This is a genomic window from Sulfitobacter sp. DSM 110093 (assembly GCF_022788715.1).
Classification (GTDB): domain Bacteria; phylum Pseudomonadota; class Alphaproteobacteria; order Rhodobacterales; family Rhodobacteraceae; genus Sulfitobacter.
Genome location: NZ_CP085169.1, coordinates 18,132 through 34,175, shown reverse-complemented (window position 1 = coordinate 34,175; position 16,044 = coordinate 18,132). Strand labels below are relative to the sequence as shown.

Genomic DNA, 16,044 nt, shown 5'->3' with positions numbered 1-16,044 from the left:
TGCAGTCCAATTGAGCCCATTTTGTGACAAAATTGAAAAATACCACCTTAAGAATGGCTTAAATCGTAATCGATACGACAAAAATCGTAATCGATACGACAAGGGCGGCTAAGGCGGGAGCCGCCATAGCCGTCAGTTTTAACTGTTCGCACAATGCCTATCAGGCATTGTCGTTGTCGAAGGTCTCCTGGAGCAATCCACCTAAGAGAGAGTGCCCTTGATCCGCACCCTGATCAAAGAGAATGTCGAGCGCGCCTTCGACAGCACCCGCTTCGGCAACCGCAGCATCTTCGACACCAAGCAGTTCGCCCTCTTCTTCGGCCATCGCATCGCTGCCAAACAGCGCATCGAAAGCCCCCTCCTCGCCGGTGATGTCGCTCACACCGCCCGCAAGGATGTCGTTCAACAGATTGTCGACCTCAGCATCAGGCGCATCATCCTCGATCGGATCGGACAGGCCAAGCACGTCTTGCTCAACCAAGCTGCCCGTAAGCCCTTGCTCACCCGTCAGCCCGGCGAACAGATCGTCACCCTCGCCACCCTCAACAACATTGAGGCCAAATACATCAACCTCTCCGAGCAGCCCGTCGAGAAGTGCGTCGCTGGGGTCCAGAAGTGTTTCAACAGACCCCAATAGGTCCTCACTGTCCCCGGCGACCAACGTGTCGAGGAAGCCGTCATCTCCTGCGTCTTCCGTCACCGGCACATCATCAAGCAAGGCAGCGCCAGAAACGTCAGCCTCTGATGAGGTATCAGGTGTATCTGTGGGAGCGACCGGGTCGGTCTCATCTTGCCCTATCAACGTTTGGGCATCGTTAGGTTCAGCCGTCACGCCCTCTGAGAGACCTGCAACTGACCCTTCGGTCAGAGGCGGGACCACAGCCGACGCAGCCTGGCCGCCCAGCAGTCCGCCAAGGATACCCCCAACAATAGGTACCTCATTAACCACGCTTCCAGCGCCCAAGACTGCATTGATGGCAGGCTCCGCGGTTGCGGCTCCGTCCTCCAAGGCATCTGAAACCTCAGGGGTCGTCGTATCGGTCAGCTCAGTCGGAACGTCCTCTTCGACCTCAGCGGCACCGCCCCCCAGCACTCCGCCCAGAAGCCCACCAACCAGACCATCATCGCCGAGAAGCTCATCAACAACGCCGTCGTCGCCAATAATACCGTCAACCAGCCCACCATCGCCAAGCACGCCGTCGGCAACTTGGGTTACAGTCTCGGTCCCCGTCTCCAGAACACCTGAAACCTCAGTGATCCCCGTATCGGTCAGCTCAGCTGGAACGTCCTCTTCGACCTCAGCGGCACCGCCCCCCAGCAATCCGCCCAGAAGCCCACCAACCAGACCATCATCGCCGAGAAGCTCATCAACAACGCCGTCTTCGCCAAGAGCACCACCGACAAGGCCATCATCGCCAATAATACCGTCAACCAGCCCACCATCGCCAAGCACGCCGTCGGCAACTTGGGTTACAGTCTCGGTCCCCGTCTCCAGAACACCTGAAACCTCAGTGATCCCCGTATCGGTCAGCTCAGCTGGAACGTCTTCTTCGACCTCAGCGGCACCGCCCCCCAGCAATCCGCCAAGAAGACCGCCATCACCGAGCAGGCCTCCAACCAAACCATTGTCGCCCAGCACCACATCGACAACACCGTTGTCACCCAGCACGCCGCCGACAAGGCCATCATCGCCAAGCAAGTCATCAACAACGCCGTCGTCGCCCAGAAGACCACCGACCAAACCGTCGTCGCCCAGCACCACATCAACAACACCGTTGTCACCCAACACGCCGCCGACAAGGCCATCATCGCCAAGCAAGTCATCAACAACGCCGTCGTCGCCCAGAAGACCACCGACCAAACCGTCGTCGCCTAGCACCACATCAACAACACCGTTGTCACCCAGCAGGCCGCCGACAACGCCATCATCGCCGAGCAAGCCACCAACAACGCCGTCGTCGCCCAAAAGACCGCCGACCAAACCGTCGTCGCCTAGCACTACATCAACAACACCGTTGTCACCCAGCACGCCGCCGACAAGGCCATCATCGCCGAGCAAGCCACCAACAACGCCATCCTCGCCCAGAAGACCACCGACCAAACCGTCGTCGCCTAGCACCACATCGACGACGCCGTTGTCACCCAGCAGGCCTCCAACAAGGCCATCATCGCCAAGCAGCCCACCAACAACGCCGTCTTCGCCCAGAAGACCACCGACTAAACCGTCGTCGCCTAGCACTACATCGACGACGCCGTTGTCACCCAACAGGCCTCCAACAAGGCCATCATCGCCAAGCAGCCCACCAACAAGACCGTCTTCACCAAGCAGGCCACCGACCACACCATCGTCGCCTAGCAAATTATCAACAACGCCGTCTTGACCAAGAAGGCCCCCAACGAGGCCATCGTCGCCGAGCAGACCGCCAACCAAGCCGTCTTCCCCAAGAACCCCGCCGACAAGGCCATCAACAAGACCACCTTCGCCCAGCACCGAGTCAATGACACCGCCGTCGCCAAGCAGGCCCGAGACGATGCCATCCTCGCCGAGGAGAACGCCCACCACGCCATCCTCGCCCAGAACGGAATCAAGCAAGCTGCCCTCTCCGAGAACACCGTCGAGCAGACCATCCACGAGACCGTCATCGCCGATCAGCGACCCGACGATCGACCCAACCGGCCCGTCATCACCCGGAATATCGTCAGGCAGCAAGCTGTCGCCAGGCACAATCGTAATGGTAGAGACGACCTTCTCACCCCCACTCGCACCAACATTGGGCTGCGTTCCAGCAGGCGAATTGACCGGCGCACTCCGCGCCTCCTGCACAGCCTCCCCGACAACAGCGCTTGGGTCGATCGCAATGTGAGACGTCAGCTGGCTTTCTTGCACCCCCGGCGTGACCGCTGTGTCATAACTCGCCGTATCAGACGTTTCTGCTGCAAGAGGATCAGCGCCGAGGTGAGCCTCAATCGCAGCGCCATCAGGCTGAAAATCACCGCCAATACCCTCGGCACCGACAACATCCGCCGCGCCCGTGCTGGGCCCTTGGGGGTCACCCTTAGCAAGAGAAGCCAGAACGTCAGCGCCAGGGAGCGTCGCCGCGAACGCCATCAAACCGTCTTGAGACGCACTTTGCGCCGCCAGCCCCATGCCAATCGCACCAGCAGTAACAGAAATCCCAGTGCTGCGCGCACCCGTGTCGCCCGCAGCCCGCAACAATGGCGTCGGAATCGAAGCGTATCCGACTTGCTCGGCGACCTGTACGCGCCCCTGCACGCCTTTGCTGCTCTCAAACTTGCCCAACTGGCAGCTCCATACTTATGCGCAACCGCGCGTCACGTGACGCGCTGCACCAATCCCAAAAACCCCGTCTCGCCAGAAGCAATCACAGGGGGCTCCTATACTTTTTATCGTACATAGCCCGGCGTGACGCTTGTCCAGTTAAACATACCAAAGGATTAACACCTTACTATAGTATGTCCTCCAACCCCATCTGGCAAGAAATTCAAGCCTAACGCTACGGAAACAATCCCGCATGATTGTTGGAGCACGGCCCAAAAGCCACACAACTCACCTAACCGAGAAGACCCAAGAAGAGCTGAATTTGGCTAAAAACACCCCTCTCCACCCCCAATCATGCACAAAAAGCTGCTTAAACAACGCTCTCCGCAGCCGCGCTGACAACCCTCAGCCACATCCAGCCTTCTCGACAGTCGCGCTTCATGCTCTTGATATCTTTCGACAGCACTGCCCCAGATTCGGAGAATCCGTCGGTCGGTCGTACAAAGAAGTCTCAATAAAGCCGGGTAGAGATTTTATCTCATGAGCCCTGAGCGACATCCGCGTGCCAAAGCAAAGACGCAGATCGGCCTCCGGTGTCTCTGCTAAAAGCTTCGAGAACCAGCGCGCCGAGCCGCCGTGACACGCAATCTTCGCTATGCCGTTGCCGCCACCGGAATAGAATCAGTCCATGGCCAGCTTAGCCGTCAAGTCCGACATGACCCTGTCGACAAGAATGTTGATCAACCGCTCTTGAGCGCTGTTTCGCATCAATGTTGGAAAATCATCATCCGTCGAAAACGAAGTAAAAGACTCCACCGCTCCAGAGACCAGTACCTTACCGTCCGCCTCATCAAACAGTTGGTAATTTACCTTTCCAATAACCTGACTGCGGCTCACGTCCCTGATATCCAGACCAACTTCAGAGAGTGATAGGTTATATCTCAAAGTCTTTTGGGCTTGAGAGTTGCGTGTAAGACGCTCTTCCATGCCCCGAACGAACAAATACTCTTCCCGGTTGCCCGGGGGAGCCACCTGAATGTCCGACAATGTTTGGCTGATCGACGATCCAGTCCCGTAGATTGGGGTAAAACCACAGCCGGCAAGACTGCCAATCATAAATAGGGCTGCGGATACATAAATCGCTCGTAGAGGTCGCACTGGACTATCCTTGTTCAATGTAAGCTTCGCACCTTGAGGCCCCAAGCATCAGCCATGCACAGACATTTTGCCCATGCATCAAATACCAACAACGGCGCACCCTATAGGCTTTCTTCTATGCACAAATATACGGCGTCCGACCAGCCCGACTTTAAACACAATCCTGACGTGACGAGACCCAAATTGATAAGCGCACCTCGATTTTACCACGGCTGTTATGCGGGCCCTGGTACAAAAGTGCCCCGCTTGCATCTACCGCCCCCCGAAGTTTCAGAGGCTAGAGTGCTTCGCTCTGCCCTGAACAAAGCACCATACAGCAGGCAAATTTTATATCCACGCCACTCCCCCATCTTCAGACCTTACTGAAGCTCAAAACCTCGACTATGAAGAGGGCCTAGCAACAAAGCGGCCACATCCCCCAAATGCTCTATGTATCAGTACATATACCAAAAACTGCAGGCACGAGCTTCGCCAAATCATTGGAGCAAGCGTTCGCCCCAAATGAGGTTCAGCTCGATTACCACCACGAGCGCGATCACGCTTTAGTTGCCGCGCAAGGCGTGGAGGCCGTTAAAACACATCAAGAATGGCTTTCGCCTCCGTTGCTTCAATCGGCATGGCGGTACCGAAAAGATCTAGCCGAACTCCCAAAGTCCATCAGGCTGGTGCACGGCCATTTCCCAGCACGGAAATACCATCGAGCACTGACATGGCGTAAACCATTCTATATCACTTGGGTGCGCGAGCCTTTTGCACGGGCGATCTCAAACTACTTCTATTGGCAAAGCTTTGATGCAAACACGATGCCAGACCCCTTAGTGAGAACAATCTTGTTAGAAAGATGGGACTTAGAAACCTACTTGTTCCACCCGGCTTTGCGGAACTACCAATCGCTGTTCTTAAAGGGCCTACCTTGGAAGCGGATAGATTTTCTAGGCGTGACCGAAACGTTTGCAAAAGACCTCACCACCCTATCACAGATGATCAAACGCCCCTTAAAACCCTTCGTGGAAAACGCCGGCCCTATTGCCAATGCTGCGGACAAACACGCCCATCTGCGCGATCGCTTCCTCGCGTATCATGACATCGATGCGCAACTCTACCAATATGCTCTAGACAGACAAAAATTGCAGACCACTCAAGCCCCAGCATCAACGTAAGAAAACGCATGCGTAACCAAAAAACATGCCGGGACCAAACACGCCTCCTTTGCCCGCGTCTTGCCTCTACGCCTCCGTTTTCAGCATATGTGCGATCGACTGTAGAATCACTGCATTCGTGTTAATGTCGCTATAAGTTGTGCTGGCCTGACCCGCTCTTTCGTTGATGCTGGAGGCAAAACCATAGGGCGTCTTGGCTCTATCTCTCACCAGAGCTCGCAGTTTGTCACAGAACGGGTGATCTCTATAGGCGGACCATAAAAATGCCCCCTTTGAACTGATCGAGAGATGCGCGTCGCGAAAGGCATTGGTGCGGTGCTCGGGCAAACTGTCCACGGTATCGGTCGCCCACACCCTGCCCGGCGCATCAAACTGTAGACCCTGATAAAGAAACCACGGGGGACTGTTGATAGGGCCTTCGGAGACACAAATGAGCCGACCGGTCTCATCGTGCTCCTCCAGCTGTGCGGCAAATAAAACATCCGCCAGATAGGCAGATTCAGGAGACATCCCAAATTCGAGCGCCTCCATGAGGAGAGGCTCTGCGCCCATAGGCCCGATATGCCCACCGACTTCCAGCAACGCCATCTGACCGTCAGATTGGCTTGCGCCCCGCAACACCTCATAGGGCGAATTCACGTCAATGCCCCAAGTCCGAAACGCCCAAGCAGCGTAATGGGCACAATGCGATCTAAAGGTGGACGCAAGCTTTCCCTCTTCCACAGAGTGGATAATGCCATCCGCGACGATGGCCTCCAAATCCCAAGAGGCCACGGTGGGCGCTGATTTCTCCTGAACGAGAGGATGCATGTCGAGATTGTACAAAGCCGCCAGCAACCGCCCCGCATCACAGCCATCAAAATTCTTATTGCCCCATTTGAACCTATCCGTTGCGATCCAACCCTGCGGTAAATGCCGTCCCTGTGAGCGTCGACCCGCAATGTTGGGCAGAATGCGGCGGATGGCGCTCTGAAACCCCTGGGGGGCGATCAGTTCAAGATCCACAGCTGCCATCAGCGCAAAAATATGCGAACCCACGTCCCACATCGTGACGGCTTCATGCAGCCTGCGTTGCCCCGGGGCAAAATTCACCGTCGCAGGGCAAAGCCCCGTCTCAGGATTGGTCCAGCGCTCAAAATATGACCATGCGACTTTGGCATCTGCCAGCAATTGTTCACGCTCTGTGTGCCTGTGCTCAGGCGGATGCAGCGCGTCATGCTGATAGGCCTGCGTACGGCGAAAGTGGGTTAAATACGGCCCAGTAGGCACCAGTCTTCTGACATACTCAGGCAGGGAAACAACATCCGTGATCCCGTCATCTAGGACTTGGTACAGGAGGTCTTTCAAAGCATTACGGTAGGCGCGGTTCCCAAGCAGACCCGCAGAAATCGCAAGCACGCAGTCTGCCGTCCCGAAAGAGAACCCTGAGGCATTGATCAGCATCTTTGGGTCATCAATCGCGATAACAGGGACATTCAGAACGTTCTGCGCCGTCAATCCCACTCGGTCTCGTTCAGACAATGCAGCCGCAATACCATAACCCTCGTGGGGCGTAGATTGGACACGGGGGCCGACACCCCCCTCAGAAAATCGGAAGTGCGCTACATCCTTCGTCAGCTCTGCCCCACCCAAGCCGATCCAATACCCAGACTGCGGGTCCGACGTCGGATCGTTCCCAAAACTTGTTGGCACCCCCGCGCCGCTCAACTCTCGCCGAAACGCCCTCACAGCTGCTTGGTCTTGTGAGGTTGCGCGTGCTTCCAGAACGAAATGCACCCCCATCAGCCGCTTATAGGCATAGGCATCCCGGAACTGGATGTCCGCGGCAAGGATGGGGCTGACCCAATAGTCGCCCTGTTGCTGCAACACCTGCAATGCGAAGGTTGTCGCCGCTTGCGCTACTCTGGCAAGTGGGTGATCCAAGAAGTCTTGCGCCGACAGGTAAAGCACCCGCTCAACAGCCTGACGCGGATAAAAGAGTGCAGCGTTTTGCGCCGACTTCAGCCTCACTCTTTGCCCCCCCACCATCCTGACCACGCCGTCTTCCCAAGCTTCGGGTCTCACGGGGGCACTCACAAAGGGGCGCGCCAGCACCGTACGGATACCCGAAGCACGCACACCTGAAGGCGCCACGGATCTGTCCCGCATATCACAGGCGATGGTCTGCGGGGCGCCATCCGTACTGCCCCCAAAACCATTGTGAAGGGCCTGGATAGCATCATGTACCGCACGCGCTTGAAAGTAGGGGCTCATGCGGCTCAAATCTTTCACAAGCGGCACGACTTCGATCAGACCAGGCGTTTTGATGAGCCGCTCTTTGAGCATTGTGGAAACTGCGCTTTGAGGCGCGAGCGCTTCTTGCGATGTGGGACCGAGATCAACCACACAGGTAACAGGCAAACCTGCCCGCGCGAAGGCGTCTAAAACAAGGGCGGCCCGTTCAGGATCGGCACTTCGATCAAAACCATCGATGACGACGATGGTATTTTGAGGGATCGCACTTGCCGCACGGGCCAAGGTTTGCTGGGAGAAAAAAACCGGCGCTGTCGTCCCCCATTTCAAAAACGTTCGGCGTCCAATCATGTCAGCTTTGCCTGGTCAAACTGAAAACCCGCGCGCGTCATACGCCCCCAAGACGCCAAAGAGCCTGTCGCGGCGCGCCACAGCGCGCGAATTACAGATATATACAACATTTGGCGGTAGAAAACGCGCTGCGCAGGCAGCAAAAGTAGCAGGCGCCGGTCTTCTTTCGGATCAAGCTTGAATGCCACAACTGCACTCATCACTTCCAATGCCGGAAGTGCCAGATAAGCCACAATCAGCGGGTTGGTGATAATGTCCGCATACTCCTGCTTTACCGTCCCAAAGTTCGTCACAAACTCTACAAGGAGGATCACCAAGAACAAGTCCGCCAATGGCGCGATCAGCGGCATTAGATACCCAAAGACAGCCAAGTCTGGAAGGGCCACACGGCCTAGGCTGCGACGCTCTATCATAGCCCCCGAATGCTTCCATCCCGCCTGCATCATTCCAAGAGACCAACGCAGGCGCTGTGTCATCAAACCTTTTAATGATGCAGGCGCCTCTGTGGTCGCGATTGCGCGGTCCTCATAAACCACCCGGTAATCCGTTCGGATCATGGCCATCGTCATATCCGCATCTTCGGTCAGCGTTTCCGAGGAAAAAATGCCCGCCTCCATCAAAGCTGTCGCCCGCCATGCGCCAATGGCACCTGGCACAACGGTAATGGCATTGAGATAGTCTTTTGCGCGGCGCTCAACGGCTTGGGCTGTGATGTATTCAAGCGCTTGAAGACGTGTGAGAAGGCTGTCTCGATTGCCGACCACCACCCGTCCGGCAACGGCGCCAATCTGGGGGTCGCTGAAATGCGGTGTCAGCAAGCTGACGGCATTGGGGGCAATCTGGGAATCCGCGTCAATGCAGATCAGAACCTCACTTTGGCATTCGTCGAGAGCTGCATTGAGCGCCGCGGCCTTGCCACGGTTGGGCTGACGCAAGACCGTCACAAGAGGATGATAAGCAAAGCTGATTGCTTTCTCATAGGTGTCATCGGTCGAGCCATCATCTACGACGATGATATCAAAGTCCGCATACTCTGTGTAAAGGGCCCGCCGAATGCAGTGCTCAATCACGCGCCCCTCGTTGTATGCCGGGATCACGATCGTAACTGAAGGCTTATGCCGTGGAGATGGCGAAACATGACGCTTATGTCTGGCGGTCAACACCAAAAGAGCCGTGGCGCGCAGCACCCCAATCGCAAAGACGCTCCAAAAGGCGATCTGAAGAAGAGACCAACCATTCCCCACGGCCAGGAAAGACATGCTGCCAAAGGTCGCCGTGACACGATTTCCCTCAGGCATCAGCATGTCAGGAGAAACCCCCAAGACGTCAGCAAGGGACGTGAACTCATAGCCTTGCGCGCGCAGCTCGGAAATTACTCTGGGCAAAGCTGCTACCGTCTGGCTTTGATCCCCCCCTCCGTCATGCAGCAAGACGACACCGCCTGCGTTGGACTGCACCTGTCTGATAATCTCATCAGCCAATCCATCGGCAGTCTGCGCCACCCAGTCGCGCGGCACCACGTTCATACCCGCAATGACATACCCCGCTTCTTCGAGCGGCAGAAGCGAGGCCACTTCGCGCGAGGTTATAGGACCGCCACTGCGCATATAGGGCTCTCGATAGAGCCGCATGTTTTTGCCCGTTAGCCCATTTAGCAGCAGCTGCGTGGAGTTAATCTCAACAGTGGCGCGTGAGGCTGAGACCGCCCCCATATTGGGATGGGTGTAGGTATGTGACCCTAATTCATGCCCCTCTTTAAGGATGCGCTTTACAAGATCTGGAAACTTGACGGCGTTGTTGCCTAGAACAAAAAACGACCCCGGTGTTTTGGTCTCTTGCAGAATTTCCAACGTCCGGGCGGTATGTTCAGGATGCGGCCCATCATCAAAGGTCAAAACGACCTTATTAGGTTCTCCGGCGCCATAAAGGCGCACAGCGCTTGCTTTAGGTGTTTCAAGATAGGTCATCGCGGTGACTGCTTGAGTGACATTGTCCGTTACGACTTGACGCAGCCCCAATTGCGGCATGGAAAGGGGCGCGACAAAAGGGCCCTGCCCCAAATGTTCAACATACTCCGACAGTACAATCTGACGAAGGCTCTCGTCAGAGAGAGCAACCCCCCGGGTGGTTTGGTCCAAAACCGCCCAAATCCCTGGGTCCTCATAGCCCAAGCCACTCAATCCGATGCTGCCGACATCACTCTTTTGCAGCATTAAAATTTGGTTCTGCACTGAAGCCGCATCGAGCATCCAAACCCGATGCTGAAGCCCCTTCTCATCAAGATACTGCGCTTGGCTATGGCCGGCCGCGCGGACAAATTCCGCAGACGCCCCCGCATCTGCCAGTGCAGACATCGTTTGCGCGAAAGGTTGGGTCTCAGGGCGCGGCCGCCCGGAGACCCAGTCAACACTATGGACCCCCAATTCAACGACCAGTTTTTCAGGAGCGACATGCTCTTTCAAAAACGCAATATGCTGGGCAAACCAACCAGTGTCGGCAAGCGGCTGTGGCGCAGAGCCAATCCAGTATTCCCGGTATCCATTGACAATAACCGTATCAAAAAACCGGTTTGCGAGAACCAAAAAACTATCGGGGACTGTGCTTGGAAGCTTCACACAAGACCTAAGGCCTTGCGTGCGCAATACCGTTGCCATCTGTTGGACAAGACTGCCGAAGATATCCACCCCCGCAGACGTCAAACTGCTGGCCTCAAGGCAGAACCCTTCCACATAGTCCGCGCCAGAGACGCGTTCAATGAACACATCAAATGCCCTGGCCACTTGGTCCGGCCTCTCACCACTGCTCAACGCACGCGAGATGGAGGCGTCCAGTCGAACAATTGGCATGATCCGAAGGCCCGAGGTCCTCTCAACATGCTCCAACAGCGGCGCGCGGGTCTCTTGGCTCACACCAATGACCTCTACAGCGCCTTGATCTCGCGCGAAATGGAACCAAGTGGGCAGCGCAACCTGAACAGTGTCACAACTCTGCCCAAAAGACATTGCCGCCCAGGGAAGCTCCACAGGGACCACGGCATAGACCTTCTGTGTCTGCGCAGGCACCTTCTGCCCCCCGCCTCTATCATCCGCAAGGCATCGGTATTTCTGAGCTTCCTGTTGAGCATAAAGATCAATCGCCGCGGTCTTTGGACCTTGATCGCTGCTTTCCAAGCCTAGGTTGGTCGGCTCAGACGCTGTGCTGCGCCCTTTCAAGACATTTATCGGCTCTGGCAGCGCCGCTTCCAATCCGCCATCCATTCCTACCATTGTCGCAAAAAGCATCAGCCAAGCGATGATGCCTATTGCAAACGTGCTTGCGGAAAAAAGGACACGCGACCTTCTACGGCGGCTAGGGTCCAAAAAGACACGATCGGACAAACCACGGCTCACGCGAGGCTCATAATAGCCCCGCTCTCCCGCATCCCTTTCGGTGCGTCTGTTCCCTCGGCTCGACACTGTCATGAGCGCCTTTGCATCCCCCCGTCACATACGAGCGTTCGGAAATGCAGCGCCGATTGGACCTTCTGAAAAACAGCAAAAGTCCAATTGAAACCTGAAGGCAGAAACGAGGGGGCAGCCGATCAAATGGCATTATCCCCGATTTACTTACGATCACTCAAATATCATCGGCAGCTGTTGAACGAAAACCTGGTGCGCCACAAAGCCAAGGCTCTATACCCGAAGAAGTATATATAAAGGCATCAATGTGTCACTAATCGGCCAGCTTTTGACCTAATTTACAATCACAGGGTGTGCGACTGTTTCCAATCACAGGACGCTGAAGTCGAAAGGTTCAAATTAGTTCTTAAAATACATAAAGTTGGAAGCAGTGCATTCTTCCTATCCGAAAAATGATTCGGGCGGAGCCCTGAACTCAAAGCCTGACTTTCGGAGAATCGTTGACTTGTTTATGCCTGAAGTCCATTCTGAAAGTGATCGTGCTCCTACAGCGCATGGTCACCCAGTAACGGCTGCAGCTTCGGCTGTAGCCGTTTTCTTCTATAGGCACAGAGCATTTTTAGGCAACCAACGTCACCCACGTGACAGAACAGCTGGTAAGCTTGAGACGCCGCTTCTATCGAACGCAAAAGGCTTGTCCCATTGGCCGTTCGCATAAATACACCAAATCGCCGCAGTCCATCTCGGCGCTCTACTGCACCTCTTGGTCCCCAAGCCCTCTCAGAAACCAATGAAAGCCCCGTCGAAGACCGATAAGAGCACCCAGCTATTCGGCCTTAGATGCCAAGCTTTCTCTTGAGCGCGACCACCTGGTTTTGAAAGACGTAGCCTGAGGACAAGCTTGCATCCCCCTTTACGGGCCACCATTCTGATTGCCCCGGATAGCTGCGCCAAATGCGATCAAAGCGGTCCGCCACATGCAGCACGCAGCTTTTCTCTCCAGGCGAACTGCCAGCGCGGCCATTGTTCGGCCAATACCACGTTAAATTATGGCACATACGCCCATAGGCATCGACCGTCCATTCGCCGGCGCCCAGACTGTCGCCGCTTTGGGCACACCAAGCGCGCGCTTGATTATTTGCCCCAAAATAAATCCCACCGCTACAATCGGCATCCCACTTTTCCGTCTTCCCGATATAAGCGGATCTAACTTGGCTCGCCGTCGGCGTTTTTGCACCGTAAGGAAGAGGATCTGCCAGCGCACCGAGAGGAAGAGCGGCAATTAAAAGCCCCATAAGCCAAGATTTCGGAAACACCATGGTGAGAGACCCTTTCGACAGGAAAAAACTTTGGAAACCATGGTCAGTGGGTTTATCCATCAAGTCAATCAATATCCCGACCATAGGCAGCCCTGAGCTTCACTTTCACCACCAAACATCACCCGTTAAAAGAGAATATAAGCGTTCAAAAGTCGCGCCCTTTTCAAAAATTAAACTTTCCGGGTTCGCGTTCTGGCTATTTATACTACCTCCTTGATATAAGTAATGCCGCAAGCATATGAAACATGCAGTAAATCCCTCGCCTTACGGCACAAACGGAAGAACAATATGATCGATAAGACTGACCTGAAATCCATGTCCCGCAAAGAGCTCGAAAAACACTTGGCGGATGTAAATAAAGCCCTTCAAGCCGCACGGGCCCGAGACCACCGGGATGCGAAGAAAGCCGCCGCAAAAGCCGCCGCTGAATTCGGCTTCTCTTTGGGAGACATCGCCGACGCCGAACCCCAGAAACCAATGAAGGCTAAATCAAAAGCCAAGTCCGCGCGAAAGCCCTCGAAACCCGCCTTCGCCAATCCAGAAGATACGAAACAAACATGGACCGGCAAAGGACGCCAACCCAACTGGTTCCGCGCTCAAGTTGCAAATGGCACCGAGCCTGACGCAATGCGCATTACCAATTAAAGAGCCCCTAACGTCCGCTTTCAGACGAGCGGAACACATCCATTCTCTCTTATAAAGGCCTACGGGTCGCGACCTTAAGAAAGTTTGATCAGCAAAGAAGGTCTTATCCGCGCCCGCCGATAAGACCTTCTTAGTTTTAAAGACACCTCAAATGGGGGCGGTGAATACACCCCTCGTCCCGCGCTTACCCCCACACTCAAAGCAGTTTCCACCTTTCGACAGCACATCTCCTTTGCCTTGGGAGATGCGCAGACGACACATTCTAGAGACAAAAAGGGGGCAACCATATCATCCCCTAGGACATATTCTGGCCAAAGCCGTATAATTTTAGACACAAACCACAGAGCACTGAACGCCAATCTCGCTCTGTGCCTTAAAAAGAAAATGAGAGAAACGCACATCTCAAACGGCACGTCGGCCAATAACGCTTGCAGGCGATAAGAGCAGAAACACACCCACTTGAGACCTCTTTCCGCCGCCAAACTGAAAGGAAGGTAAACTCATGAGAAACGCAATTACCCTGGCTGGGGGGCTCGCAGCAATCTACCTGTTCACCAATGGCGCACAGGCCCTCGAGCTCACCGACGGCAGCTACAAAACAGCACAAGACGGCGGAACCGGCATTCTAGAAATCGCCAACGGCCAGGCATCCCTTGGCGTCAAAGGATCAGCTTGCGTGGGGGACGTCGCCGGACAACTCGTTGCGCTGCCTGATGGAGCCCTCAGCTTCAGCCAAAATGCGAAGGGGCGCGACTGCACTTTGGTCTTGCGCGAAACAGACTACGGCCTGGCAAAAATCATGCCCGCGAAAGAATGTAGCGTACTGCATGGCGACACCTGTAGCTTCTTCGGAATCGTCAAAACAAAGGCCTCACCTTAAGATTAAAAGCCGACCGCACCCCCCGTCGACATGGGAACATCCACCGCTTAGGTGATCAAATAACCCGCCATTTCCCAGCCCGGAAACACCATCGAGCACTGACATGGGGCTTTGTTGCACAAATCAGGTGATGTCCAGACTTCCCCTTTCCCCGGACGGACTTATCCTACGAGCTCAGTAACGGGTATGCCAAGAGCGGTGTAGCGATTGAGCACGGCGATACGGATTTGGATTTCCGCGACCTGCCGGTCGAAGTCCCGGGCCATAACGGATTGGCCCAACAGTTTGATGCAGTTCATCTTCGTTTCGACGCGGCTCCGGCGGTGGTATCCTGCCAGCCGTCGCCAGAGAGCCTTTCCCAGATACCGCTGCGCATTTACTGCTTCGTTGCGAGCGACGGCTCCGGCACTTGTGGGCTTCCAGGGCTTGGCGTTCTTGCGCGGTGGAATAACAGCGTGAGCATTTCGGACGGCAATCGCGTCGTGACACTTGCGCGTGTCATAGGCCCCGTCAGCAGTGACCGATCCAATGTCCTGGTCGGGTGGAATTTGGTCAAGCAACTCGGGCAGCATCGGCGCATCACCCACGTTGCTGCTTGTGATATCCACGGCCCGAACCTCCAATGTTTTTTCGTCGATTCCGATGTGTATCTTGCGCCAAATACGCCGTTTCGCACCACCATGCTTGCGGGCGTTCCATTCACCTTCACCCTCAGCTTTGATACCGGTGCTGTCTATGAGGAGATTCAGCGGACCCTTGGACCCGCGATACGGCAGGCTCACCTTCAGTGTTCGCTGGCGACGACATAAGGTGCTGAAATCTGGCACTGCCCAGTCCAGCCCGACCAGCCGCAACAGGCTCTGGACGAACCCTGTTGTCTGCCTCAGCGGCATCCCGAACAGCACCTTCAAGGTCAGACAGGTCTGAATAGCGGCGTCACTGAATTGCTGTTGCCGACCGCGCTTGCCGCTACGCGGAGGCGTCCAAACCATCTCGGGATCAAACCAGATTGACAACGATCCGCGCCGCTTCAAGCTGTCATTGTAAGACGACCAATTCGTCGTCTTGTACTTCCTAGGGGCCCAACTGCTCATGCTCTCCAGCTATCATGCTGGATTCATACAGTGAATCCCATCAGCCGATTTGTGCAACAAAGCCTATGAGTGGACAAACACACGAAAAACTAAAGAACCTTCTTGAGGCTGTCCCCGCGGGGTTCCTCGTAGACTCCCCCTGGCTTGAACACCATGGGATAGGTCGACGTTCGTCCTACGCTTATGTCCAACGCGGCTGGGGCGAGTTCGCAGGATATTGCCGCATGTGAAGGCTTCTTCGGACGTCTGAAGACTGAGTTCTTCTATCCTCGCGATTGGCAGGCCTTCACCGTGGCCCAGTTTATTGACGAGGTTGACGCCTACATCCGCTGGTATAACGAAACACGCATCAAGATGTCCCTTGGTGGCAGAAGCCCAATCGAGTACCATAAAAGCCTCGGCCTTATGCCATGAAAACAGTCCAAGTTTTTGGCCGCACCCACGGTGAAAAGTGCAGGACCAGCCGGGAGCGTGCCCGCCTCGCCGATGCCGGTGAGAGCTTCGTTTAATTTGACGATGTTAATCTG

10 protein-coding genes and 1 pseudogene are annotated in these 16,044 nt (G+C 55.4%); 5 read left to right on the top strand and 6 right to left on the bottom strand.

The features are described 5' to 3' along the window. Positions 1-160 precede the first annotated feature (160 nt). The gene (locus DSM110093_RS18420; RefSeq protein WP_243268105.1) at positions 161-3,301 is read right to left on the bottom strand and encodes a hypothetical protein; all 3,141 of its coding nucleotides are present in this window, start codon (positions 3,299-3,301) and stop codon (positions 161-163) included. A 660-nt stretch (positions 3,302-3,961) separates the two neighbouring features. After that, positions 3,962-4,438, bottom strand: a complete 477-nt coding sequence (locus DSM110093_RS18415) for a hypothetical protein (RefSeq protein ID WP_243268103.1) — start codon at positions 4,436-4,438, stop codon at positions 3,962-3,964. Between the two features lie 422 nt (positions 4,439-4,860). On the opposite strand from DSM110093_RS18415, the gene DSM110093_RS18410 reads away from it, so the two are divergent. Continuing rightward, positions 4,861-5,598 carry a hypothetical protein gene (locus DSM110093_RS18410; protein WP_243268102.1) on the top strand — a complete coding sequence of 246 codons (738 nt, stop codon included), beginning with the start codon at positions 4,861-4,863 and terminating at the stop codon, positions 5,596-5,598. A 66-nt stretch (positions 5,599-5,664) separates the two neighbouring features. On the opposite strand, the gene DSM110093_RS18405 is transcribed toward DSM110093_RS18410, so the two are convergent. From DSM110093_RS18405 to DSM110093_RS18395, 3 genes are all read right to left on the bottom strand, one after another. Next, positions 5,665-8,181 (bottom strand): DUF3131 domain-containing protein, encoded by a 2,517-nt coding sequence (locus tag DSM110093_RS18405; RefSeq protein ID WP_243268100.1) that lies wholly within the window; start codon positions 8,179-8,181, stop codon positions 5,665-5,667. Beyond that, on the bottom strand, positions 8,178-11,243 hold the full coding sequence (locus DSM110093_RS18400; protein WP_243268098.1) for a glycosyltransferase: 3,066 nt from the start codon (positions 11,241-11,243) through the stop codon (positions 8,178-8,180). Before DSM110093_RS18400 ends, DSM110093_RS18405 begins: the two co-directional genes overlap by 4 nt. Positions 11,244-12,415: 1,172 nt before the next feature. Then, positions 12,416-12,982, bottom strand: a complete 567-nt coding sequence (locus DSM110093_RS18395) for a DUF995 domain-containing protein (RefSeq protein ID WP_243268097.1) — start codon at positions 12,980-12,982, stop codon at positions 12,416-12,418. Positions 12,983-13,213: 231 nt separating this feature from the next. Between DSM110093_RS18395 and DSM110093_RS18390 the strand changes: the two genes are divergently transcribed. Further along, positions 13,214-13,543 carry an H-NS histone family protein gene (locus DSM110093_RS18390; protein WP_243268096.1) on the top strand — a complete coding sequence of 110 codons (330 nt, stop codon included), beginning with the start codon at positions 13,214-13,216 and terminating at the stop codon, positions 13,541-13,543. A gap of 502 nt (positions 13,544-14,045) precedes the next feature. Further along, positions 14,046-14,423, top strand: a complete 378-nt coding sequence (locus tag DSM110093_RS18385; protein ID WP_243268093.1) for a hypothetical protein — start codon at positions 14,046-14,048, stop codon at positions 14,421-14,423. 161 nt (positions 14,424-14,584) lie between these two features. Here the strand turns inward: DSM110093_RS18385 and DSM110093_RS18380 are convergent, their stop codons facing one another. Next, positions 14,585-15,517: an IS5 family transposase gene (locus tag DSM110093_RS18380; protein WP_243268092.1), complete on the bottom strand. Its 933-nt coding sequence runs from the start codon at positions 15,515-15,517 to the stop codon at positions 14,585-14,587. Between the two features lie 14 nt (positions 15,518-15,531). On the opposite strand from DSM110093_RS18380, the gene DSM110093_RS20945 reads away from it, so the two are divergent. Next, entirely contained in the window at positions 15,532-15,747 is a 216-nt protein-coding gene (locus DSM110093_RS20945; RefSeq protein ID WP_347568654.1) for an AbiEi antitoxin N-terminal domain-containing protein, read from the top strand. Beyond that, positions 15,725-15,931: pseudogene (locus tag DSM110093_RS18375) on the top strand (IS3 family transposase); the annotation flags it as partial. The gene DSM110093_RS20945 and the pseudogene DSM110093_RS18375, both read left to right, overlap by 23 nt. Positions 15,932-16,044 lie beyond the last annotated feature (113 nt).

Coding starts and splice junctions, on each gene's coding strand:
- DSM110093_RS18405 (WP_243268100.1), bottom strand. CDS start 8,181: ATGATTGGACGCCGAACGTTTTTGAAATGGGGGACGACAGCGCCGGTT.
- DSM110093_RS18395 (WP_243268097.1), bottom strand. CDS start 12,982: ATGGTCGGGATATTGATTGACTTGATGGATAAACCCACTGACCATGGT.
- DSM110093_RS18380 (WP_243268092.1), bottom strand. CDS start 15,517: ATGAGCAGTTGGGCCCCTAGGAAGTACAAGACGACGAATTGGTCGTCT.
- DSM110093_RS18385 (WP_243268093.1), top strand. CDS start 14,046: ATGAGAAACGCAATTACCCTGGCTGGGGGGCTCGCAGCAATCTACCTG.
- DSM110093_RS18410 (WP_243268102.1), top strand. CDS start 4,861: ATGCTCTATGTATCAGTACATATACCAAAAACTGCAGGCACGAGCTTC.
- DSM110093_RS18390 (WP_243268096.1), top strand. CDS start 13,214: ATGTCCCGCAAAGAGCTCGAAAAACACTTGGCGGATGTAAATAAAGCC.
- DSM110093_RS20945 (WP_347568654.1), top strand. CDS start 15,532: ATGCTGGATTCATACAGTGAATCCCATCAGCCGATTTGTGCAACAAAG.